Origin of the sequence: Pelomonas sp. CA6 (assembly GCF_022549225.1) — a bacterium.
Classification (GTDB): Bacteria; Pseudomonadota; Gammaproteobacteria; order Burkholderiales; family Burkholderiaceae_C; genus Roseateles.
Window position 1 is genome coordinate 191,945 of the sequence record NZ_JAKZFD010000009.1, and the last position, 21,470, is coordinate 213,414.

A 21,470-nucleotide genomic window follows, 5' to 3' on the forward strand; every position below is an offset into this window, starting at 1 on the left:
GACTTGCTTGGGACCGGCTGCGGGCGCCGATGAGCCCACGCCCGCAGTCGGGTCTTTGCATAGGCGACAGGGGCGGATGTTCCGCCCCGTCTTCGGCGTTCAGGCGGCTTTGGCCGCCCCAATGGGCACCACATTGTCGTGGACCGCGGCGCCGAAAGCCTGTTCGCGCAGCTGCGCCAGTTGGTCGCGCAGGCGAGCGGCCTTTTCGAACTCCAGGTTGCGCGCGTGTTCCAGCATCTGCTTTTCGAGCTGCGCGATGCGCTTGCCCAGGTCTTTCTCGCTGAGCGCCTCCACCTCGGCCGTGTCGTGCAGCACCTTGTCCTGGTCGCGCCCCGGCTTGTCGCTGTACACGCCGTCGATCAATTCCTTGATGCGCTTGACCACGCCGCGCGGCGTGATGCCATTCGCCTCGTTGAAGGCGATCTGCTTGGCACGGCGGCGCTCGGTTTCGTCGATCGCGCGGCGCATGGAGTCGGTGATTTTGTCGGCATAGAGGATGGCCTTGCCGTTCAGGTTGCGCGCCGCCCGGCCTATGGTCTGGATCAGGCTGCGCTCGGAGCGCAGAAAGCCTTCTTTGTCGGCATCCAGGATGGCGACCAGCGAAACCTCGGGAATGTCCAAGCCCTCGCGCAGCAGGTTGATGCCCACCAGCACGTCGAAGGTTCCCAGGCGCAGATCGCGCAGGATTTCCACCCGCTCCACGGTGTCCACGTCCGAATGCAGATAGCGGACCTTGACGCCGTTGTCGGTCAGGTATTCGGTCAGCTGCTCCGCCATGCGCTTGGTCAGCGTCGTGATCAGCACACGGTCGCCCTGCTCCACGCGTTCGCGGATCTCCTGCAGCACGTCATCCACCTGGTGGGTGGCCGGACGCACCTCCACCACCGGGTCCACCAGCCCGGTGGGCCGCACCACTTGTTCGACGATCTGTCCGGCGTTCTTCTGTTCGTAGTCAGCCGGCGTCGCGGACACGAAGATGACCTGGCGCATCTTGCGCTCGAATTCGGCGAACTTCAGCGGCCGGTTGTCCAGTGCCGATGGCAGGCGGAAGCCGTATTCCACCAGCGTGGTCTTGCGCGCCCGGTCGCCGTTGTACATGCCGCCGAACTGCCCCAGCGTGACATGGCTCTCGTCCACCAGCATCAGTGCATCGGGCGGCAGATAGTCCACCAGCGTGGGCGGCGCCTCGCCGGGCTGGGCACCGGACAGGTGGCGGGTGTAGTTCTCAATGCCCTTGCAGTGCCCCACCTCCTGGAGCATCTCCAGGTCGAAGCGGGTGCGCTGTTCCAGGCGCTGCGCCTCGACCAGCTTGCCTTCCTTGACGAAGAAGCCCACGCGCTCGCGCAGCTCCTCCTTGATCGTTTCCACCGCCGCCAGCACGCGCTCGCGCGGCGTGACGTAGTGACTGGACGGGTAGACGGTGAAGCGGGGAATCTTCTGCCGCACATGGCCGGTCAACGGATCGAAGAGCTGCAAGCCCTCCACCTCGTCGTCGAACAGCTCGATGCGCAGGGCCAGCTCCGAATGCTCGGCGGGGAAGACATCGATGGTGTCACCGCGCACACGGAAATGGCCGCGGGTGAATTCCATCTCGTTGCGCGTGTACTGCATGCGCGCCAGCTGCGCGATCACCTCGCGCTGACCCATCTTGTCGCCAACGCGCAGGGTCATCACCATCTGGTGGTAATCGCTCGGGTTGCCGATGCCGTAGATCGCCGACACCGAGGCCACGATGATCACGTCGCGCCGCTCCAGCAGGCTTTTGGTGCAAGACAGGCGCAGCTGCTCGATCTGCTCGTTGATCGCGCTGTCCTTCTCGATGAAGAGGTCGCGCTGAGGCACATAGGCCTCGGGCTGGTAGTAGTCGTAGTAGGAGACAAAGTACTCCACCGCGTTCTTGGGAAAGAACTCGCGGAACTCGCTGTACAGCTGGGCCGCCAGGGTCTTGTTGTGCGCGAACACGATGGCCGGCCGCCCCAGTCGGGCAATGACGTTGGCCATCGTGAAGGTCTTGCCCGACCCGGTCACGCCCAGCAGGGTCTGGAAGGACAGGCCATCCTCCACGCCCTCCACCAACTGAGCGATCGCCGTCGGCTGATCGCCCGCGGGCGGATAGGGCTGGAAGAGCTGGAAGGGCGATCCTTCGAATGTGACGAACTCGCCCTTCGGCGCCTCCTGCTCGGCGGCGTGCACCTCTGGGGAGGACGGGGCAAGAGAGGACTGGCTCATCGGGGATTCCCTGGGTATCGGCATCCGGGCTGCCTACAATGGACGCGCTCTGCCGGGCCTGAAACCCGACAGCGTAGCGCAGCCGGCCGCCCGCTGCCGGGACCTGCCCCTTTGTCTCTTGCCAACGCACTGTCAGGAAGCTTTCATGTCCTTGTTCGCCGCCGTCGCCATGGCCCCCCGCGATCCCATCCTGGGTCTGAACGAGCAGTTCAACGCCGACCCCAATCCCAACAAGGTGAACCTGGGGGTGGGGGTCTACTACGACGACAACGGCAAGCTGCCGCTGCTGGCCTGCGTGGCCGAGGCCGAGGCACAGATGCTGGCCGCCCCCAAGGCGCGCGGCTATCTGCCCATCGACGGCATCGCCGCCTATGACCAGGCCGTGCAAGGCCTGGTGTTCGGCGCCGACAGCGAGGCAGTGAAGTCCAAGCGCGTCGCCACCGTGCAGGCGCTGGGCGGCACCGGCGGCCTGAAGATCGGCGCGGACTTCCTGAAGAAGCTCAACCCGGACGCCAAGGTGCTGATCTCGGACCCGTCCTGGGAGAACCATCGCGCGCTGTTCACGAACGCGGGCTTCACGGTCGAGACCTACCCCTATTACGACGCCGCCGCGCGCGGCATCAACGTCGAGGGCATGCTGGCCGCGCTGAACGGTGCAGCCGCCGGCACCGTGGTCGTGCTGCACGCCTGCTGCCACAACCCGACCGGCTATGACCTGACGCCTGCGCAGTGGAACCAGGTCGTCGAGGCCGTGAAAGCGCGCAACCTGGTCGCCTTCCTGGACATGGCCTACCAGGGTTTCGGCGAAGGCATCGCCGAGGACGGCGCCGTGATCCAGCAGTTCCTGGCTGCCGGGCTGGATTTCTTCGTGTCCACCAGCTTCTCCAAGAGCTTCTCGCTGTATGGCGAACGCGTGGGCGCACTCAGCGTGGTCTGCGCCAGCAGCGAGGAAGCCGCCAAGGTGCTGTCGCAGCTCAAAATCGTGATCCGCACCAACTACTCCAACCCGCCCACCCACGGCGCCCAAGTCGTGGCCACAGTGCTGTCCACCCCGGCGCTGCGTCAGCAATGGGAGCAGGAGCTGGCCGGCATGCGCGTGCGCATCCGCCAAATGCGTGAAGCGCTGGTGACGGAACTGAAGGCCGCCGGCGTCGACGCCGACCTGAGCTTCGTGACGCGCCAGAAAGGCATGTTCAGCTACTCCGGCCTCAATGCCGAACAGATGCAGCGCCTGCGCGGCGAGTTCGGCGTCTACGGCGTGGATTCCGGCCGCATCTGCGTGGCGGCGCTGAACAGCAAGAACATCCAGGCCGTGGCCCAGGCCATGGCCACGGTGATGCGCGGCTGATCCGCCTCACGCCCCTCGCCCCCACGGGGCCGCCGGTAAAAGCCGGCGGCCCCGTGCTTTTTTGGGGTTTGTCTGAAGCCGAAACGTCACCGGCTTGTCAGGCTTGCCTAGGGTCAAGCGCCTAGAATGCTGCATTGCACAAGGCAAGGTCCAGCCTGAGGGAAGTCCGATGCTCTACCAGCTCTACGAAACCCAGCGCGCCCTGTTGAGCCCGTTTTCGGAGTTCGCCAGCGCCTCCGCGAAGCTCTACAGCCATCCGCTCTCCCCGTTCGCGCACACGCCGCTGTCGCACCGCGTGTCGGCCGGGCTGGACCTGATGCACCGGTTGGCCAAGGAATACGAAAAGCCGGAGTTCGACATCCGCAGCATTGCCGTCGACGGCGTGGACGTCGCGGTGCAGGAGCTGGTGCCGCTGCAAAAGCCCTTCTGCCGGCTGCTGCGCTTCAAGCGCTACACCGACAATCCCCAGGTGCTCGAGAAGATGAAGGGCCAGCCCACCGTGCTGGTCGTCGCGCCGCTATCTGGGCACCACAGCACGCTGCTGCGCGACACGGTCAAGCAACTGCTCAAGGACCACAAGGTGTTCATCACCGACTGGACCGACGCGCGCATGGTGCCGCTTGAGCAAGGCCCCTTCCACCTTGACGACTACATCGAGTACGTGCAGGAGTTCATTCGCCTGATCGGCGCCAAGGAATGCCATGTGATCTCGGTCTGCCAGCCCACCGTGCCGGTGCTGGCCGCGATCTCGCTGATGGCCTCGCGCGGCGAGGACACGCCGCGCTCCATGACCATGATGGGTGGTCCGATCGATGCGCGCCGAAGCCCCACCGCGGTCAACAACCTGGCGATGAACCGCAGCCATGCCTGGTTCGAGAACAACGTGATCTACCGCGTGCCCACCAACTACCCGGGCGCCGGCCGCGAGGTCTACCCTGGCTTTCTGCAGCACACCGGCTTCGTGGCCATGAACCCGGACCGCCACGTCAGCTCGCACTACGACTACTTTCTGGACCTGGTGCGTGGTGACGACGACAGCGCCGAAGCCCATCGTCAGTTCTATGACGAGTACAACGCGGTGCTGGACATGCCCGCCGAGTACTACCTGGACACCATCAAGACCGTGTTCCAGGACTTCGCGCTGGTCAACGGCACCTGGCGCGTGCGCGGCGAGCTGGTGCGCCCACAGGACATCCGCGGCACCGCGCTGCTGACCGTCGAGGGTGAACTGGACGACATCTCCGGTGCCGGCCAGACGCGTGCCGCCCATGAGCTGTGCAGCGGCATCGACAAGGCCAACCAGCGCCACTACGACGTTCAGGGTGCCGGCCACTACGGCATCTTCTCGGGGCGGCGCTGGCGCGAAATGGTGTACCCGGTGATCCGCGAGTTCATTGCGCAGTACGATGCGGCCCCATTGGTCAGCCCGACCGCCACGCGCGCCCCCACGCGTCCGGCAGGCAAGTCCGCGCGCGGCGCGGCGCCACGGACGCGCAGCCAGACCTGAGTGAACGTCTCCACCTCTTCCTCCTTCCCCGCGATCGAGGCCCTGGTCCAGCAACTGGACCGGGCCCTGCCCCAGACGCAGTGCACCCGCTGCGGCTATCCCGACTGCCACTCCTACGCCCATGCCATCGCGCTGGGCGAGGCGGCGATCAACCAATGCCCGCCCGGCGGCGCCGAAGGCGTGCAGCGACTGTCCGCGCTGACCGGCCAGCCCGCCCTGCCCCTGAATCCCGAGCACGGCAGCGAAGGGCCGCGCCGCCTCGCGCGCATCGACGAGGACTGGTGCATCGGCTGCACGCTGTGCATCAAGGCCTGCCCGGTGGATGCCATCCTGGGCAGCAACAAGCAGATGCATGTGGTGCTGGACGCGCCGTGCAATGGCTGCGAGCTCTGTGTGCCGGTCTGCCCCGTGGACTGTATTGCGATGCTGGACGTCACGCCCGGCCGCAGCGGCTGGCAGGCCTGGACCCCGGCGCAGGCCGATGAATCCCGCGCCCGCTACGAGGCCCGGCAGCAACGCCTGGTGCGCGAGCAGCGCGAGCACGAGGAACGCCTGCTGACCAAGGCCCAGCGCAAGCTGGACCATCTGGCCCAGGAGTCCAAGCTGACCGATCCCGCGGACCTGGATCGCAAGCGCGCGGTGATCCAGGCCGCGATGGCCCGTGCCCGCGCCAAGCGCGCCACCTGACCAAGCACCTCGCCATGAACGACACCCAAGTCCGCGAGTTCTTCGACATCCTGGCGCAAGCCAATCCCTCGCCCCAGACCGAACTCGAGTACGCCAGCGTGTTCGAGCTGCTCGCCGCCGTCCTGCTCTCCGCCCAGGCCACCGACGTGGGCGTGAACAAGGCGACCCGGCGCCTGTTCGTCGTCGCCAACACCCCGGCGAAGATCCTGGCGCTCGGCGAGGAGGGGCTGGCCGACTACATCAAGACCATCGGCCTGTACCGCACCAAGGCCAAGAACCTCCACGCCACCTGTCGCATCCTGCTGGAGCAGCATGGCGGCCAGGTGCCGCGCAGCCGCGAGGCCCTGGAGGCTCTGCCGGGCGTGGGCCGCAAGACCGCCAACGTGGTGCTCAACGTCGCCTTCGGCGAACCGACGATGGCGGTGGACACGCACATCTTCCGTGTCAGCAACCGGACCGGACTGGCGCCCGGCAGGACGCCGCTGGAGGTGGAGCAGAAACTGCTGGCCCGCGTGCCCGAGCGCTTCCTCGTCGACGCCCACCACTGGCTGATCCTGCATGGCCGCTACGTCTGCCAGGCGCGACGCCCGCTGTGCGAGCGCTGCGCGGTGGTGGCGCAATGCGACAGCCGCCCCGGATCCGGGCGACGGCCCTAGGCGCGCGGCGCCTACAATCCCAGCCCTAGCCAGCCCATCACACCATGTCCAGCATCACCGAACTCGCCGACCGGGTGGAACGCCTGCTGTTGCGCCACGAGGAACTCACGCGCACCAATGCTCTGCTGGAGCAGCAGGTGCAGAGCCTGACCCAGGAGCGCGACAGCCTGCGCTCCCGACTCGCGGCCGCGCGCGCGCGCGTCGACGCGCTGCTGGACCGTCTGCCCCTGGAGGCGGATGCACCCGACGCGGAGAAGAACCACCCATGAAGCAAATGGAAGTCACGATCATGGGGCAGAGCTACCTGCTGGGCTGCCCCGTCGGCGGCGAGGCCGCGCTGGCCAAGGCCGTGGCGCGTGTCGACAAGGAAATGTGCGCGATCCGCGATGCCGGCCGCGTCAAGGCGCGCGAGCGCATCGCCGTGCTGGCGGCGCTGAACCTGGCCTATTCGCTCAGCGAGCCGCAGGGCGAGTCGGCCGAGATGGCCAGCACGGATGCCACGCTGCCCGATCTGGACGCGTTGATCAAGCGCCTGGACGAAGCCCTGACCCAAGACGGGCAACTGCTCTGAAGTCGCGGCGCGGGCGTAGAATGCCCTCGTCTGCCGCGTCCGCGTGGGTTCTATATTTCCTTGAACCGATGCTCTCGCGAGCAAGGGCCTGGAACATCGCTTGGCTGGTGCGATCGTCTCGCGTCAGATGAACCCGAAGCCTTGCTGACCTCGCCCACCTGAATCCCCTGGGTTCAGGAATGCGGCCCACGGTTCGCGGTGGACACCCCCTCCCCTCGCCTCGCCCTTCCGTCGCAACGACGGCCCCCCCTCCCACGCGGGCGCAGGCGCACAACGCAGGAAGAAGCACGGTGAACTACTGGCTGATGAAGTCGGAACCCGACGAGTGCTCCATCGACGACCTGGCCGCGGCACCGGGCCGACAGCTCCCCTGGACCGGCGTGCGCAACTACCAGGCGCGCAACTTCATGCGCGACCAGATGCGCATCGGCGACGGTGTGCTTTTCTACCACTCGTCCTGCCCCGAACCCGGCATCGCCGGACTGGCCGAGGTGGCGAGCACAGCCTACCCCGACGCGACGCAGTTCGATCCGCAAAGCCCCTACCACGACCCCAAGTCCGATCCTCAGGCGCCGCGCTGGCTGCATGTCGACGTGCGCTTCGTGCGCAAGACCCCGCTGCTGCGCCTGTCCGACATGCGCCAGGACCCGCAGCTGGCCGGCATGCGCCTGCTGCAGCCGGGCAGCCGCCTGTCCATCACGCCGGTCAGCGCGGATGAGTGGCGGCACCTGATGCAGCGGCTCTCATGATCCCGACACAAAGGATCACCCCATGAGCGCCTGGCTGGTGCTGCAACTGCTGGCGCTGGGCGTGTGCAGCGGCTTCCTGGCCGGGCTTTTAGGCATAGGCGGCGGCATGCTGATGGTGCCCTTCCTGACCTTGATCCTGTCGACCCAGGGCGTGGGCGAGAGCCTGGCGGTGAAGATGGCGATCGCCACCTCCATGGCCACCATCATGTTCACCTCGTTGTCCAGCGTGCGCGCCCATCACAAGCGGAGAGCCGTCCGTTGGGACCTGGTGCGCGGACTGGCGCCCGGCATCCTGGTGGGTGGACTGCTGGCCGGCGCCGGCCTCTTCGCCCTGCTGAAGGGGCAGGCGCTGGCGCTGCTGTTTGCCGCCTTCGTCGGCTTCTCGGCGCTGCAGATGCTGCGCGAGCGCAAGCCTCACCCCGGACGGCAGATGCCCGGCCCGCTGGGCCAGACAGCCGTCGGCTCCGGCATCGGCTTGCTGTCCGGGCTGGTCGGTGCGGGCGGCGGGTTCATCTCCGTGCCCTTCATGACCTGGTGCAACGTGCCCATCCACCAGGCCGTGGCCACCAGCGCCGCGCTGGGCTTCCCAATCGCGGCCGCGAACACCGTGGGCTATCTCATTGGCGGCCGGTCCCTGCCGGTGGCTCTGCCAGGCGCGCTGGGCTATTTGTACCTGCCGGGGCTGGCGGTCGTCGCGCTGGCCAGTGTCAGCCTCGCGCCGCTGGGCGCACGCGCCGCCCATGCCATGGATGTCAAGCAGCTGCGGAGGGCCTTCGCCGGAGTCTTGGTCCTGCTCGCCGCCTACATGCTGCAGCGTGGACTGGGCTAAGCCCGTTCGTCCGCACCAGGGGACATCGTCGCCGCCCGCGAAGACGGGCTTGGCCGGAACTCAGGGCACGCCGGCTTCGCCGAACGCAAACGGGATGGAGGCGAGCACCACCTGGTTGCCGCCGCGGCGTTGCGCCTCCTGCACCGCGGCCTCGCTGGCCTGCAGCAGCTCGTCCTGCCGGGACGCGGTGTGCGGGAAGCTGGCCACGCCGATGGACAAGGACAGCCCCAGATCCACCCCGTCGATCACGACAATTTGCGCACTGCATTGCCGGCGCAGCTGCTCCATGCGCGAGTGCGCCGTCGCCAGCCCCACGCCGGACAACAGCACCGCAAACAGCTGCGGCCCAATGCGACAGGCCGAGTCCATGGCCCGCGTGTTGGCGCGCAGCATGCGCCCCAGCGCCTCGAGCAGGCGCTCGCCAGCCTGTTCGGCAGGCGCCGGCCCGGCGGGCGGATCGAGCGCAATCAGCACCAGCGCGAACTCGCGGTGCTCGCGCGTGGACAGGTCGATCTCTCGCAACAGCTGATCGTCGAACTGCGCGCGCATGTAAAGGCCGGAGGTCGCATCGCGCCCGCTGCCGCTCTGCAGTTCGCGGCGCAGCGATTCCATGGCTTTTTGCTGTTGCTCCAGTTGTTGCAGCGCCCGCTGCAGATGCGACTCGCGGTGGCGCTCCTCGGTCTTGTCCAGCCACAGCGCCATCACATGGTCCGAGCCCAGCGCCATGCGTGCGACCAGGAACTCGCGCCGCCGCCCGGCCAGGTCCAGCCGGTGTTCGCTACAAACCAGGCTGCGCTGCGCCATGGCGGCCTGCTCGGCCCGGCGCATCGCGGCCACCTCTTCGCTGCGCATCAGCTCGCTGTCGCCGTAGCCCACCACGGTGGATTCGGTGCGTTCGAACAGCCGGTCCATGCCCGCACTGGCGTACACATAGCGCCCGGTCGACAGCGCCTTGACGGCCAGATTGGCACCGCTGGGCTCAAGCAGGCTGGCCAGCGCCGCCGCGGCTTCCCCCGCGCCGAGACCGGAGGCGGACAACCAGTCACCGAATTCGGCGGGAGACTGGGAAGCGGCAGCGGCAAGGTGGTCCATCAACGTTGATCGCAAGAAGCCCCAGGCACCGGCATCGACCGCCCGGGCTGGAATCAGTACAAGGTGAAAAGGCCAGAGACGGGGCAGCGCGCCAGGCGCGTCCCGACGTCCGTCGGGCTCCAGGGCGTGAATGGTAGCCTGGGATATGCTCGGCGTCCGTGCGTACCGGCCTTGGTTGTGGGGGGAACCCGTTCTGCCCTGTTTGAACTCAAAATATCGCCATGGTTCGAAAAAAGGGTTAGAATCCGCGTTTTGCTGGCAAACCCTGCGCGTCGATTCGGAAGCGGAATCCGGATAACCCGCTTCAAGGCCGGCAAGGCAACAAGCCTTGTCGTCCCGGGCGAACACCGAGCGCACTTTGAAGGAACCACTGTTTCATGACCACCATTCGCGTCAAAGAAAACGAGCCGTTCGACGTGGCCCTGCGCCGCTTCAAGCGCACCATTGAAAAGCTGGGCCTGCTCACCGAGCTGCGCGCCCGCGAGTTCTACGAGAAGCCCACGGCCGAGCGCAAGCGCAAGAAAGCCGCCGCCGTGAAGCGTCACTACAAGCGTGTGCGCAGCATGCAGCTGCCCAAGAAGCTGTACTGAGCCTCGTCTCTTCAGCGCTTTTGTCGCCGACCCGGCCTCTGCCCGGTCGCTGTCGATGAAGCCTTGGCAAAAGCCCGCCCAGGACGCTGCGCGGGCTTTTTGCTATCTTGGCCGCAAAATTGTTGGAATAACCGGAATCACCTCATGAGCCTCAAGGACCAGATCACCGAAGACATGAAAGCCGCCATGCGCGCCAAGGACAGCGAGCGCCTGTCCACCATCCGCATGCTGCTGGCCGCCGTCAAGCAGAAAGAGGTTGACGAGCGCGTCACCGTGGACGACACGATGCTGATCGCCATCGTCGACAAGCTGATCAAGCAGCGCAAGGACTCGATCAGCCAGTTCAGCGCCGCCGGCCGTCAAGACCTGGCCGACAAGGAAAGCGCCGAGGTCCAGGTGCTGGAAGCCTACCTGCCCCAGCGCCTGAGCGCCGAGGAGATCCAGGCCGCCGTGCAGGCCATCGTCGCGCAGCTGGGCGCCACGGGGCCCGCCGACATGGGCAAAGTGATGGGCGCGGTCAAGACCCAGCTGGCCGGCAAGGCCGACATGGGCCTGGTGGCCGCCGCGGTGAAGACCGCCCTCAACCCCTGACACGCCCCGATCACCCAGAAAGCCCGGACCCCGCCATGAGCAGCATCCAGACCCTGACCCCCGACTTCAGCGTCGCTCCGCAACTGGCTCCCGAAGCCATGGCCCAGGCTGCGGCGCTGGGCTTTCGCAGCGTGATCAACAACCGGCCCGACCACGAGGGCGGCGCCGAGCAACCCACCAGCGCGCAAATGCAGGCCGCGGCCGCGGCCGCGGGCCTGCAGTACCGCCACCTGCCGGTCAATGGCGCCTACCAGTCGCCCGAAGAGATCGCCGCCTTCAAGCGCCTGCTGGACGAGCTGCCCAAGCCGGTGCTCGCCTTCTGCCGCTCGGGCGCGCGCTCGACCCGGCTTTTCGTCGCGGCGCAAAACCTCTGACCCCGAGAGGCTCCGCGATGGCCCGCCATGGGCCGCGCCCCCAGGGGGCCGCACCGGCCGCCTCACCCTGACTGAGCCAGTGAACACGCCCTAGGACTTCCCCTAGGAACGCCTGTTGTTCAGGCGACTTTCAGCCCTGGGCTCTTACAGTGCGATCTATCGCCATGCGTCCGTTCTGCGAACGCAGGGCGCTGGCACTCCGCAACGAGAACTCAGGAGCCTCCGTGTCATTCCTGCTTCAACTGTCACGGCTGATCGACGGCATGAGCCGCTTCGTCGGCCGCTGGGTCATCTGGCTGATCTTTGCCTCGACGGCGATCAGCGGCCTCAACGCCATCGTCCGCAAGGCTTTCAACTACAGCTCCAACGCCTTCCTCGAGGTGCAGTGGTACCTGTTTGCCGCCTCCTTCATGCTGGCCGCGGGCTACACGCTGCTCAACAACGAGCATGTGCGCATCGACGTCGTGGTGGGGCGTTTCTCGCGTCGCGTCCAGACCTGGATCGATATTTTCGGCTTCGTGGTCTTCCTGCTGCCGCTGTGCGCGGTGGTCCTCTATCTCGGCGTGCCCTTCTTCCTGCAAGCCTGGCATTCCAACGAAATGTCATCCAACGCGGGCGGCCTGGTGCTCTGGCCGGTCTATGCGTTGATGCCGCTGGGCTTCTTTCTGCTGCTGCTGCAGGCGATCAGTGAGCTGATCAAGCGCATCGCCTTCCTGATGGGTCTGATCGACGACCCGACCAAGAAGGCCGACGCCAAATCGGCGGAAGAAGAGCTGGCCGAGGCGATCCGCCTGGCCGCCGAAGAAAAAGCGGCGCGGGGAGCCTGAGGATGGAATTCATTGCGCAAAACCTGGCCCCGATCATGTTCGCGGGGCTGATCGTCTTCCTGTTGATGGGCTTCCCGGTGGCCTTCAGCCTGGGCGCCTGCGGCCTCTTCTTCGGCTTCCTGGGCATTGAGCTGGGCGTGCTGCCGGCCTCGCTGATGCAAGCCCTGCCCTTGCGCATCTTCGGCATCATGAAGAACGACACGCTGCTGGCGATTCCGTTCTTCACCTTGATGGGCCTGATCCTGGAGCGATCCGGAATGGCCGAGGATCTGCTCGACACCATCGGACAGCTGTTCGGCCCGATACGCGGCGGCCTGGCCTATGCGGTGATCTTCGTCGGCGCGCTGCTGGCGGCGACGACCGGCGTGGTGGCGGCGTCGGTGATCTCCATGGGCCTGATCTCGCTGCCCATCATGCTGCGCTATGGCTATGACCGACGCGTCGCCTCCGGCGTGATCGCCGCGAGTGGCACGCTGGCGCAGATCATCCCGCCCTCGCTCGTGCTGATCATCCTGGCCGACCAGCTGGGCCGCAGCGTCGGAGACATGTACAAGGGCGCCTTCATCCCCGGCTTCGTGCTGACCGGCCTGTATGTGGTGTTCATCGTGCTGGTCTCCATCTTCCGGCCCACCTGGGTGCCCGCCCTGCCGCCGGAGGCTCGCTCCATCCGCGAGGACAACGGCAAGAGCGGCCTGCTGTCGCTCAGCCTGCTGACCCTGGTGTCGGTGGCGGCGGCCGTCGCCTTCGGCGAGCACTACGCCCAGATCCTGAGTTACTTCAAGGGCGAGACCATTGCCAGCGTTGCCACCGACGAGACCATCGTCGTCGCGATGTCGGTGGGCGTGGGCGTGGCCTTTGTCGCGGCGGTGATCAACAAGCTGTTCCGCATCGGTCTGCTGTCGCGCATGGCCGAGCGGGTCACCTTCGTGCTGATCCCGCCGCTGGCGCTGATCTTCCTGGTGCTGGGCACCATCTTCCTGGGCATCGCCACGCCGACCGAAGGCGGTGCGATGGGCGCGCTGGGCGCCTTCGTGATGGCCCTGGCGCGCGGACGCATCAGCATGGCCCTGCTGAAGCAGGCGCTGACCTCCACCACCAAGCTCTCCTGCTTCGTGGTGTTCATCCTGATCGGCTCCACCGTCTTCAGCCTGAGCTTCCAGGGCGTGGACGGACCGCGCTGGGTGGAACACCTGCTGACCAGCCTGCCCGGCGGCCAGCTGGGCTTCCTGATCTTCGTGAACCTGCTGGTCTTCGTGCTGGCCTTTTTCCTGGACTTCTTCGAGCTGAGCTTCATCGTCGTGCCGCTGCTGGGCCCCGTGGCCGAGAAGCTGGGCATCGACCTGATCTGGTTCGGCGTGCTGCTGGGCGTGAACATGCAGACCTCGTTCATGCACCCGCCCTTCGGCTTCGCGCTGTTCTATTTGCGCAGCGTGGCCCCGCTGTCGGACTACATCGACAAGCTCACCGGCAAGCGCATCGCGCGTGTCAGCACCAGCCAGATCTACTGGGGCGCCGTGCCATTCGTGGTGATCCAGATCATCATGGTCGGGCTGATCATCGCCTTCCCCGGCATCGTCTCCAGCGGTCTGGACAAGGAGCAGGCGGTGGACCTGGAGAAGGTCCAGCAGGAGATGGAAGCCAATCTGCCGGCCGACGACCTGGGCAACGCCACGCTGCCCGAAGCGGCCTCGGCCGCGGCCTCCGAGGCCTCGGGCGCGCAGGGCGACGACGACCCACTGAAGGCGTTGCAGGAATCCCTGAGCGAGAAGAAGTAGGCCTTGGGCGCGGGGCCATGGGCCTCGCGCAGTCCCGCGGGGCGCGGCTGGCGCGCCAGACAAAAAAAGCGGCCCGCGGGCCGCTTTTTCAATGGGCGGGCGCCGTTTGCACGACGCCCTCGGGCTTACAGCTTTTGCTGCGCCATGAAGGCATCGAAGCGGTTCTCGGCGAAGCGGAACCACAGCACCTGGTCGCGCTGGAAGGCGCGCATGTCGGCATAGATCTTCTTCCACTCGGGGCTCTTCGCGTCGTTGGCGGCGAAGACCTCCATCGAGGCCTTGAACGAAGCGTCCAGGATGGCCGGCGAGAAGGGCAGCACCTTGGTCTTCGCGGCCACCAGCTGCTTCAGCGCCGTGGGATTGAGCGCGTCGTACTTCGCCAGCATGTCCTGCGAGGCCAGGGCCGACGCGGCTTCGATGATGGCCTTGTACTCGGGCGTCAGCGCGTCGTAGGCCTTGCGGTTGATGAAGAAGTCGACCTCCGGGCCGCCTTCCCACCAGCCGGGGTAGTAGTAGAAAGGCGCCACCTTGTTGAAGCCCAGCTTCTGGTCGTCGTACGGGCCCACCCACTCCGCCGCGTCGATCGTGCCCTTCTCCAGCGACTGGTAGATCTCGCCACCGGGGATGCTCTGCGGCACTGCGCCCAGCTTTTGCATCACCTCGCCGACCAGACCACCGCCCAGGCGCATCTTCAGGCCCTTGAAGTCGGCCACGCTCTTCACTTCCTTGCGGAACCAGCCGCCCATCTGCGTGCCGGTATTGCCGCCGGCCATGCTGAGCATGTTGTAGTTGGCGTAGAACTCGTTCATCAGCTTGCGGCCATTGCCATGCGTCATCCAGGCCGTCATCTGGCGCGCATTCAGGCCGAAGGGAATCGCCGAGCCCAGCGCGAACGCAGGATTCTTGCCGTAGAAGTAGTAGGGCACGGTGTGGCACATCTCGACGGTGCCGCTCTGCACGCCGTCCACGACGCCGAAGGGAGGCATCAGCTCGCCGCCCGCATGCACGGAGATCTCGAACTTGCCACCGGACATCGCCTTGACAGCCTTGGCAAAGACCTCGGCTCCGCCGTAAATGGTGTCCAGCGACTTCGGGAAGCTGGACGCCAGGCGCCAACGCAGATTGGTCTGGGCATGGACCACGGCCGGCGCGGCGCCGGCAGCGACGATGCCCGCGAGACCGGCATGGCGCACAAAGGAACGACGTTCCATGGATTTGTCTCCTAGTTCATGAGGTTGCGACAGAGTCGCGAACGATTCTAGGAGTGCCCACACGCCCTTCGCTCAGGGACAACCCGCGCGAAAAACCGCGATATCGCGGGCATTGCCGCGCAACTTTCGCGAGTCTTACATCCAGCTGAAATCAGGCTGAAACGCTGCCCCGAAACGATGGGGCTGCCGCTCGAGGCAGGGCCCCCGCGGGCGCTCAGCTACCGGCCAGCTTCATGCCGTCCACCAGCACCGAGCCCACGGTCTTGGTGCCCGTCGTATAGGTGTCCGCGCCGATGCCAACGATGCGCTGGAACATGTCCTTCAAGTTGCCCGCGATCGTCACCTCATGAACCGGATAGGCGATTTCGCCGTTCTCCACCCAGTAGCCGCTCGCGCCGCGCGAGTAGTCGCCGGTGACGTAGTTGACGCCCTGCCCCATCAGTTCGGTGACGAACAAACCGGTGCCGAGGCGGCGCAGCATGGTGCGCAGGTCGTCACCAGGCGCGGTGCAGCGGCTGCGCATCACCAGGTTGTGAGAACCGCCGGCATGGCCGGTGGTGCGCAGGCCCAGCTTGCGCGCCGAGTAGGTGGTCAGGAAATAGCCCTGCAGCACGCCGCCCTCGACGACGCTGCGCGCACGCGTCAGCACGCCTTCGTCATCGAAGGGCGAGCTGCCCTTGCCCTTGCGCACATGTGGGTCCTCCAGCACGTCGATGTGCGAAGCCATCACCGGCTGGCCCAGGCTGTCCAGCAGGAAGCTGGCGCGCCGGTAGAGCGCGCCACCGCTGGTGGCCTGCACCAGCGACCCGAGCAGCCCGGCCGCCACCGGCGCCTCGAACAGCACCGGCACCGTGGCCGTCTTCGCCTTGCGCCCTTTCAGGCGCGCCAGTGCGCGCTCGGCCGCGTAGCGGCCCACCGATTCGGGGCTGGCCAGGTCGGCCGCGTCGCGCATCGAGCTGTACCAGGCGTCGCGCTCCATGCCCGCGCCACGGCCGGAGATAGGAGCCACCGACAGCGAGTGCCGCGAACTGGCATAGCCACCGCGGAAGCCGCGCGTGTTGCCCATGTAGAAGTGCGACTGCTGGGCCGACACGCCCGCGCCTTCCGAGTTGGTGATGCGCGCATCGGTCGCGAAGGCCGCCGCCTCGCAGCGCAGCGCCAGACGCGCGGCCTCCTCGGCCTCCAGCATCCAGGGGTGGAAGAGGTCCAGCTCGGGCTGCTGCGTCGGGTCCAGCGCCAGGTCCTGCTCGTCGGGCAGGCCGGCGAATTCGTCCTCGGCGGTGAAGCGCGCGATGTCGAAGGCCGCACGCACCGTGTCTTTCAGCGCGCGGGGCGAGAAATCCGAGCTGCTCGCATTGCCGCGCCGCTGCCCCAGGTAGACCGAGACACCCAGCGACTTGTCGCGGTTGCGTTCGACGTTCTCCAGCTGCCCGCGCCGCACCGACACCGACAGACCGCAGCCCTCGGACACCTCGGCACCGGCATCGCTGGCGCCCAGGCGCTTGGCCTCGGCCAGCACGTCTTCGATCAATTGGCGGAACTGGTCCTGGGCGTAGGCAAAACCGTGGTCGGGATGGCTCATGAGAAGGATGCTTGAGAGGCGAGAGGTCTGGCCGACTATCATACGAGCCCTGCACGGCCCGAGACGGGCCCCAACCGCGCGAGCACGCCAGGTGGCGCCGCCGCGCCCTCCCCATGCACGACCAAGAGAATCCCGACGATCCGTTCTACGAACGCCCCAGCAAGAGCCAGCTCAAGCGCGACATGAGCGCGCTGCAGGACCTGGGCGTGGAACTGCTCAACCTGCCCGAAAGCCGGGTGCAGGCGCTGGACCTGCCCGATATCCTGAACGACGCGCTGAAGCAGGCGCGCCGCATCACCGCCCATGGCGCGCGCCGCCGCCAGCTGCAGCTGATCGGCAAGCTGATGCGCGGCATCGACCCCGAGCCCATCCGCGAGGCCGTGGCGGAATTCAAGCTGGGTCGCGCCCAGGACAGCCTGCTGCTGCACCAGGCCGAGCGCTGGCGCGAACGCCTGGTCGACGACGACGCCGCGCTGCAGGACTTCATGGCCGAGTTCGCCGACCTGGATGTCCAGCATCTGCGCAGCCTGCTGCGCGCGGCCCGCAAGGACCGCGCCGCGGCGCCCGAGCAGCGCAATGGCCGCGCCTGGCGCGAGCTGTTCCAGTTCATCAAGGCCCAGATGAAGTCCGCCGGTTCCGCGTCGCGCGATGAGGGCCTGATCGACGACGCGGAGGACCACGATGACTGATGCCCGCCACGACGCCCCGCCGGAGGCGGTGCGCATCGGCATCGTCTCAATCAGCGACCGCGCCTCCAGCGGCGTCTACGAAGACAAGGGCCTGCCGGCGCTGCAGGACTGGCTGAGCCAGGCCTTGCTGAACCCGATCGAATTCCAGCCGCGCCTGATCCCCGACGAGCGCGCGCGCATCGCCGCGACGCTGCGCGAGCTGGTCGACGAGGCGCGCTGCGACCTGGTGCTGACCACCGGCGGCACCGGCCCCGCGCCGCGCGACGTCACACCCGAGGCGACGATGGACGTGGCCGAGCGCGAGATGCCCGGTTTCGGCGAGCAGATGCGCCAGATCTCGCTGCACTTCGTGCCCACGGCCATCCTGTCGCGTCAGGTCGCGGTGATACGCGGCCAGGCGCTGATCATCAACCTCCCGGGCCAGCCCAAGGCCATCGCCGAAACCCTGGCCGGCCACGAGAAGGCCAGCGGCATCTTCGCCGCCGTGCCCTACTGCCTGGACCTGATCGGCGGCCCCTACCTGGAAACCCGCGACAGCGTGATCAAGGCCTTCCGCCCCAAGACGGCGCAGCGGCCGCCGCGCGCCTGAACGCGAATCCGCGCCATGAGGAAACGGGGCCCGCGGGCCCCGTTTTACTTGACCAGCCGGCTCAGGCTGTCGGCGTCGAAACACTCGGCCTGCTTGGCATCGGACGGCACGCAGTCGCTGCGCTGTTGGGCCGAGAGTTTGGCCACGGCCTGCCACAGCAGCGCGATCTGGTGCTCATTGCCGGCGGCGTTGTCGATCAGGCCTTTCAGCGCCTGCGCGACCGGGTCGTCGCCCTGTGTCAGACCGTAGGCGGAGAAGCCCATGCGGGCGGCCGCTTCCTCGCGCTGGGCGTCGGCCTTGGCCTCGATGATGCGCGCCGGATTGCCCACCGCGGTGGCCCCCGGGGGGACCGGCTTGGTGACCACGGCGCCCGAGCCCACGCGAGCGCCCTCGCCCACCGTGAAGCCGCCCAGCACGCAGGCGTTGGCGCCGACGATCACGCCGCGGCCCAGCGTGGGATGGCGCTTGGCGCCCTTCACCAGCGAGGTGCCGCCCAGCGTGACGCCCTGGTAGATGGTGCATTCGTCGCCGATCTCGGCCATCTCGCCGATCACGATGCCCATGCCATGATCGATGAACACGCGCCGCCCTATCGTGGCGCCGGGGTGGATCTCGATGCCGGTCAGAAAGCGCGCCAGGTGCGAGGTGAAGCGGCCCGGCCACTTCATCCCATGCGTCCAGCACCAGTGCGCGACGCGATGCAGCCACAGCGCATGCAGCCCCGGGTAACAAGTCAGCACCTCCCAGGCCGAGCGGGCGGCGGGGTCGCGTTCGAGGATGCAGGCGATGTCTTCGCGCAGGCGCTGGAACATGGGGAGGAGGGTCTACTGCGATGGGGTGGGCCAGTTTAGCGGCGCCGATCAATCTTGCTCGCGCGGGGATTTGGGCGCGGCCGCACGTTCCATCGAGCGCGCGATGCCACGCAGAATGTGCACCTCTTCGTCGGTCAGCTGCGCGCGGTTGAAGAGCTGGTTGAGCCGCGGCATCAGCTTCTTGGGCGCTACCGGGTCCAGGTAGCCGATCGCCACCAGCCCCTGCTCCAGGTGCGTCAGCAGGCCCTGCACCGCGCGCGCATCGGCCAGGGTTGGGTCCGCCGTGCGCGGCTGTACCGAGAAGCCGCCCAAGGCCTGGCGCCAGTCATAGGCCAGCAACTGCACCGCTTGCGCCAGGTTCAGCGAGCCGTAGTCGGGATGGGTGGGAATGGACAGCACCGCATGCGCGCGGTACACGTCCTCGTTGCTCATGCCATAGCGCTCCGAGCCGAACACCAGTGCGACGCTGTGCGCCGACGCGGCCAGCTCGGCGAACAGCTCGCGCGGCGCGCGCGTCGGCGGACCGAAGTCGCGCGGCGTCATCGCGGTGGCGCAGACAAAGCTGATCCCGTCCAGCGCCTCCTCCAGCGTGCCGACGATGCGCGCCCGCGCCAGGATGTCGGCCGCGCCACTGGCCATCGCCACCGTCTCTTCCTGACTCAGCACGTCGGCAAAGCGCGGCCGCACCAGCACCAGGTCGCGAAAGCCCATCACCTTCATCGCGCGTGCCGTGGCGCCCACGTTGCCCGGATGGCTGGTCTCGATCAGCACGAAGCGTGTGGAAGCAACGGTCTCGGGCATAGGGGAAAACGCGTGTTTATGTCAGAATGGCGGATTATCCGCGTCGGTCCTGGTCTTTTCGGGATGGCGCCCGTTCTTTTCCTTCGCCAGTCCACCTCCCTCGTTTGCAAGGAAGCACTCCAGCATGACGCAAGCCGCTCTTCATCCCATGCTCAACGTCGCCATCAAGGCGGCTCGCGCAGCAGGCGCCATCATCAACCGTGCCTCGCTGGATCTGGACGTGCTGAAGATCAACACCAAGTCGCCCAACGACTTCGTCACCGAGGTGGACCAGGCCGCCGAAGCGGTCATCATCGAGACCCTGCTCTCCGCCTACCCCGACCACGGCATCCTCGCCGAGGAAACCGGCCGCACGCACGGCAACAAGCATTCCGAGTACCAGTGGATCATCGACCCGCTGGACGGCACCACCAACTTCATCCACGGATTCCCGGTCTACGCCGTTTCCATCGCGCTGGCGCACCGCGACGTGGTGCAGCAGGCGGTGGTCTACGACCCGACGCGCAACGACCTCTTCTACGCCACCCGCGGCCGCGGCGCCTTCCTGAACGACCGCCGCCTGCGCGTCTCGCGCCGCACGCGCATGAGCGACGCGCTGATCGGCACCGGCTTCCCCTTCCGCCGCGGCGACAACTTCAAGCGCTACCTGAAGATGTTCGAAGAGGTCATGCAGCAATGCGCCGGCCTGCGCCGCCCGGGCGCCGCCGCGCTGGACCTGTGCTACGTGGCCGCCGGCTACTACGACGCCTTCTTCGAAACCGGCCTGAACCCCTGGGACGTGGCCGCGGGCTCGCTGATCATCACCGAGGCTGGCGGCCTGGTGGGCAATTTCACCGGCGAGGCCGACTTCCTGCATCAGCGCGAAGTGGTCGCCGGCAACCCCAAGATTTACGGCCAGCTGGTGCAGGTGCTCGCGCCCTACACCCGCGTGATCAAGGCTGAGGAATTGGAAGCCGACGCCCAGGCCAACGAGGCCCCGATCAAGAAAACCCAGGCCGCCCCCGCCGGGGAAGCGGTCAAGAAGCGCGGCCCGGTGCGCATCAAGAAGCCGGCCGAAGACAGCCCGATCTGATCGTGCCCAGGCGCGCCGCCCGCCTCACGGCCGGCGCGCCTCAGCGGTGCACGATGGGAAAAGTCCCGGGCGCCTTGTCGATCAGGGCCAGGAAGCGGATCAGCTCGACGCCAGCCGATTGATCGCTTCGACCTGCTTAGCTAGACTAGGAAATTCCTCCGTAGAGTGGCTCGGATGCAAATCGCGGGGCTGCGCGAGGGTATCTCTGGGGTCGGCTTGCCGACCATCTCGAGTGCCCACTCCCCGCTGCGGAGGAACCAACAATTCGACGCTGCCGTCGTCGCGCGCCGCTCCACTGCACTGCAGCGAGTTTTTCGTTCAGTTCCACGGCCTCGACGGGGCATAGCCGATTCGCCATTGCGACGGACGCGGTTTCCGTCACCGTCAGATTCCTCAGCCGGGCATTGCCGTCGAACAACACCGGTGCAAGGAAACAATGCCAGAGCGATCTTCTAGGCCCGGCTATGGTGTTCTTGGCCGCCATCGAGCCCCCGCCTGAACACCCGGCCCTTCGACTTCAGCGGCCCCTTTAGGGTCAACCGCCACCAGTTCGGCACCGCTAGGACAGCCGGCCCGAGTCGCGTCCCCCACACCCTGGCCGAGCCCATGTGCCGGCGTAGGTTCGCCGCAGCCACCGGAAAACCAATCCATGAGGTCGTAGGCCGGGGCCCATGTAACGCTCGCTGCAGGTCAGTTCGGACAGTTCACCAAGCTGGTTTAACGCCACGCTGCGAGCCCGCAAGATGTGCTTGCCCGTGATGTGGCTAACCAGCTTTCGATCAATGAAGGCATCCAGGAGCTGGCGCATGGTCACGACACTCCCTGCCGGACCTGGTGTCCGTACCGTCGCGCGCGCCCGCTGACATTGCCCCCCCGGCCAGGCGCCGAG

General features: G+C 67.0%; 22 protein-coding genes. 16 read left to right on the plus strand and 6 right to left on the minus strand.

What is annotated here, in order from left to right:
- Positions 1 to 99: 99 nt before the first annotated feature.
- On the minus strand, positions 100 to 2,229 hold the full coding sequence (gene uvrB / locus LZ017_RS16025; RefSeq protein ID WP_241397893.1) for an excinuclease ABC subunit UvrB: 2,130 nt from the start codon (positions 2,227 to 2,229) through the stop codon (positions 100 to 102).
- 145 nt (positions 2,230 to 2,374) lie between these two features.
- Between uvrB and LZ017_RS16030 the strand changes: the two genes are divergently transcribed.
- The 8 genes from LZ017_RS16030 (at position 2,375) to LZ017_RS16065 (ending at position 8,576) form a co-directional block, all read left to right on the plus strand.
- The gene (locus LZ017_RS16030; protein WP_241397894.1) at positions 2,375 to 3,577 is read left to right on the plus strand and encodes an amino acid aminotransferase; all 1,203 of its coding nucleotides are present in this window, start codon (positions 2,375 to 2,377) and stop codon (positions 3,575 to 3,577) included.
- Between the two features lie 169 nt (positions 3,578 to 3,746).
- Positions 3,747 to 5,084, plus strand: a complete 1,338-nt coding sequence (locus LZ017_RS16035; RefSeq protein ID WP_241397895.1) for a polyhydroxyalkanoate depolymerase — start codon at positions 3,747 to 3,749, stop codon at positions 5,082 to 5,084.
- Positions 5,085 to 5,771: an electron transport complex subunit RsxB gene (rsxB, locus tag LZ017_RS16040; protein ID WP_241397896.1), complete on the plus strand. Its 687-nt coding sequence runs from the start codon at positions 5,085 to 5,087 to the stop codon at positions 5,769 to 5,771.
- Between the two features lie 14 nt (positions 5,772 to 5,785).
- Positions 5,786 to 6,427 carry an endonuclease III gene (gene nth, locus LZ017_RS16045; protein WP_241397897.1) on the plus strand — a complete coding sequence of 214 codons (642 nt, stop codon included), beginning with the start codon at positions 5,786 to 5,788 and terminating at the stop codon, positions 6,425 to 6,427.
- A 44-nt stretch (positions 6,428 to 6,471) separates the two neighbouring features.
- Complete coding sequence (locus LZ017_RS16050) at positions 6,472 to 6,696, plus strand: DUF904 domain-containing protein (protein ID WP_241397898.1); 225 nt, start codon at positions 6,472 to 6,474, stop codon at positions 6,694 to 6,696.
- Positions 6,693 to 6,998 carry a cell division protein ZapA gene (locus LZ017_RS16055; protein WP_241397899.1) on the plus strand — a complete coding sequence of 102 codons (306 nt, stop codon included), beginning with the start codon at positions 6,693 to 6,695 and terminating at the stop codon, positions 6,996 to 6,998. Before LZ017_RS16050 ends, LZ017_RS16055 begins: the two co-directional genes overlap by 4 nt.
- A gap of 290 nt (positions 6,999 to 7,288) precedes the next feature.
- Positions 7,289 to 7,747 carry an EVE domain-containing protein gene (locus LZ017_RS16060; protein ID WP_241397900.1) on the plus strand — a complete coding sequence of 153 codons (459 nt, stop codon included), beginning with the start codon at positions 7,289 to 7,291 and terminating at the stop codon, positions 7,745 to 7,747.
- Positions 7,748 to 7,769: 22 nt separating this feature from the next.
- A complete protein-coding gene (locus LZ017_RS16065; protein WP_241397901.1) occupies positions 7,770 to 8,576 on the plus strand; it encodes a sulfite exporter TauE/SafE family protein in 807 nt (268 codons plus the stop codon).
- A gap of 60 nt (positions 8,577 to 8,636) precedes the next feature.
- Here LZ017_RS16065 and LZ017_RS16070 read toward each other — a convergent pair whose 3' ends face one another.
- Positions 8,637 to 9,614 carry a GGDEF domain-containing protein gene (locus LZ017_RS16070; RefSeq protein WP_241397902.1) on the minus strand — a complete coding sequence of 326 codons (978 nt, stop codon included), beginning with the start codon at positions 9,612 to 9,614 and terminating at the stop codon, positions 8,637 to 8,639.
- Positions 9,615 to 10,045: 431 nt separating this feature from the next.
- Between LZ017_RS16070 and rpsU the strand changes: the two genes are divergently transcribed.
- From rpsU to LZ017_RS16095, 5 genes are all read left to right on the plus strand, one after another.
- Complete coding sequence (gene rpsU, locus LZ017_RS16075) at positions 10,046 to 10,258, plus strand: 30S ribosomal protein S21 (RefSeq protein WP_012346814.1); 213 nt, start codon at positions 10,046 to 10,048, stop codon at positions 10,256 to 10,258.
- 144 nt (positions 10,259 to 10,402) lie between these two features.
- Positions 10,403 to 10,849 (plus strand): GatB/YqeY domain-containing protein, encoded by a 447-nt coding sequence (locus tag LZ017_RS16080; protein WP_241397903.1) that lies wholly within the window; start codon positions 10,403 to 10,405, stop codon positions 10,847 to 10,849.
- Between the two features lie 35 nt (positions 10,850 to 10,884).
- Positions 10,885 to 11,223, plus strand: a complete 339-nt coding sequence (locus LZ017_RS16085; RefSeq protein WP_241397904.1) for a TIGR01244 family sulfur transferase — start codon at positions 10,885 to 10,887, stop codon at positions 11,221 to 11,223.
- A gap of 224 nt (positions 11,224 to 11,447) precedes the next feature.
- On the plus strand, positions 11,448 to 12,050 hold the full coding sequence (locus LZ017_RS16090) for a TRAP transporter small permease subunit (protein WP_241397905.1): 603 nt from the start codon (positions 11,448 to 11,450) through the stop codon (positions 12,048 to 12,050).
- Positions 12,051 to 12,052: 2 nt separating this feature from the next.
- On the plus strand, positions 12,053 to 13,825 hold the full coding sequence (locus LZ017_RS16095; protein WP_241397906.1) for a TRAP transporter large permease subunit: 1,773 nt from the start codon (positions 12,053 to 12,055) through the stop codon (positions 13,823 to 13,825).
- A 125-nt stretch (positions 13,826 to 13,950) separates the two neighbouring features.
- Here the strand turns inward: LZ017_RS16095 and LZ017_RS16100 are convergent, their stop codons facing one another.
- Positions 13,951 to 15,036, minus strand: a complete 1,086-nt coding sequence (locus LZ017_RS16100; protein ID WP_241397907.1) for a TRAP transporter substrate-binding protein — start codon at positions 15,034 to 15,036, stop codon at positions 13,951 to 13,953.
- 214 nt (positions 15,037 to 15,250) lie between these two features.
- Complete coding sequence (gene pmbA / locus LZ017_RS16105; protein ID WP_241397908.1) at positions 15,251 to 16,618, minus strand: metalloprotease PmbA; 1,368 nt, start codon at positions 16,616 to 16,618, stop codon at positions 15,251 to 15,253.
- 113 nt (positions 16,619 to 16,731) lie between these two features.
- Here pmbA and yjgA point away from each other — a divergent pair, with 113 nt between their 5' ends.
- Both yjgA and mog read left to right on the plus strand, forming a co-directional pair.
- Positions 16,732 to 17,307, plus strand: a complete 576-nt coding sequence (gene yjgA / locus LZ017_RS16110; RefSeq protein WP_241397909.1) for a ribosome biogenesis factor YjgA — start codon at positions 16,732 to 16,734, stop codon at positions 17,305 to 17,307.
- Entirely contained in the window at positions 17,300 to 17,896 is a 597-nt protein-coding gene (gene mog / locus LZ017_RS16115; RefSeq protein ID WP_241397910.1) for a molybdopterin adenylyltransferase, read from the plus strand. Before yjgA ends, mog begins: the two co-directional genes overlap by 8 nt.
- Positions 17,897 to 17,940: 44 nt before the next feature.
- Here mog and cysE read toward each other — a convergent pair whose 3' ends face one another.
- Both cysE and LZ017_RS16125 read right to left on the minus strand, forming a co-directional pair.
- Positions 17,941 to 18,708, minus strand: coding sequence for a serine O-acetyltransferase (gene cysE, locus LZ017_RS16120; RefSeq protein WP_241397911.1), 768 nt, complete (start codon positions 18,706 to 18,708; stop codon positions 17,941 to 17,943).
- Between the two features lie 48 nt (positions 18,709 to 18,756).
- Complete coding sequence (locus LZ017_RS16125; RefSeq protein ID WP_241397912.1) at positions 18,757 to 19,509, minus strand: RNA methyltransferase; 753 nt, start codon at positions 19,507 to 19,509, stop codon at positions 18,757 to 18,759.
- A gap of 124 nt (positions 19,510 to 19,633) precedes the next feature.
- Between LZ017_RS16125 and LZ017_RS16130 the strand changes: the two genes are divergently transcribed.
- Positions 19,634 to 20,581, plus strand: a complete 948-nt coding sequence (locus LZ017_RS16130; protein WP_241397913.1) for an inositol monophosphatase — start codon at positions 19,634 to 19,636, stop codon at positions 20,579 to 20,581.
- Positions 20,582 to 21,470 lie beyond the last annotated feature (889 nt).

Bases quoted from the DNA above. Each gene is read 5' to 3' on its own strand.
- LZ017_RS16050 (WP_241397898.1), top strand. From the start codon at position 6,472: ATGTCCAGCATCACCGAACTCGCCGACCGGGTGGAACGCCTGCTGTTG.
- LZ017_RS16030 (WP_241397894.1), top strand. From the start codon at position 2,375: ATGTCCTTGTTCGCCGCCGTCGCCATGGCCCCCCGCGATCCCATCCTG.
- yjgA (WP_241397909.1), top strand. From the start codon at position 16,732: ATGCACGACCAAGAGAATCCCGACGATCCGTTCTACGAACGCCCCAGC.
- mog (WP_241397910.1), top strand. From the start codon at position 17,300: ATGACTGATGCCCGCCACGACGCCCCGCCGGAGGCGGTGCGCATCGGC.
- rpsU (WP_012346814.1), top strand. From the start codon at position 10,046: ATGACCACCATTCGCGTCAAAGAAAACGAGCCGTTCGACGTGGCCCTG.
- nth (WP_241397897.1), top strand. From the start codon at position 5,786: ATGAACGACACCCAAGTCCGCGAGTTCTTCGACATCCTGGCGCAAGCC.
- LZ017_RS16100 (WP_241397907.1), bottom strand. From the start codon at position 15,036: ATGGAACGTCGTTCCTTTGTGCGCCATGCCGGTCTCGCGGGCATCGTC.
- pmbA (WP_241397908.1), bottom strand. From the start codon at position 16,618: ATGAGCCATCCCGACCACGGTTTTGCCTACGCCCAGGACCAGTTCCGC.
- LZ017_RS16065 (WP_241397901.1), top strand. From the start codon at position 7,770: ATGAGCGCCTGGCTGGTGCTGCAACTGCTGGCGCTGGGCGTGTGCAGC.
- LZ017_RS16035 (WP_241397895.1), top strand. From the start codon at position 3,747: ATGCTCTACCAGCTCTACGAAACCCAGCGCGCCCTGTTGAGCCCGTTT.
- LZ017_RS16085 (WP_241397904.1), top strand. From the start codon at position 10,885: ATGAGCAGCATCCAGACCCTGACCCCCGACTTCAGCGTCGCTCCGCAA.
- cysE (WP_241397911.1), bottom strand. From the start codon at position 18,708: ATGTTCCAGCGCCTGCGCGAAGACATCGCCTGCATCCTCGAACGCGAC.
- LZ017_RS16080 (WP_241397903.1), top strand. From the start codon at position 10,403: ATGAGCCTCAAGGACCAGATCACCGAAGACATGAAAGCCGCCATGCGC.
- LZ017_RS16095 (WP_241397906.1), top strand. From the start codon at position 12,053: ATGGAATTCATTGCGCAAAACCTGGCCCCGATCATGTTCGCGGGGCTG.
- uvrB (WP_241397893.1), bottom strand. From the start codon at position 2,229: ATGAGCCAGTCCTCTCTTGCCCCGTCCTCCCCAGAGGTGCACGCCGCC.
- LZ017_RS16055 (WP_241397899.1), top strand. From the start codon at position 6,693: ATGAAGCAAATGGAAGTCACGATCATGGGGCAGAGCTACCTGCTGGGC.
- LZ017_RS16130 (WP_241397913.1), top strand. From the start codon at position 19,634: ATGACGCAAGCCGCTCTTCATCCCATGCTCAACGTCGCCATCAAGGCG.
- LZ017_RS16125 (WP_241397912.1), bottom strand. From the start codon at position 19,509: ATGCCCGAGACCGTTGCTTCCACACGCTTCGTGCTGATCGAGACCAGC.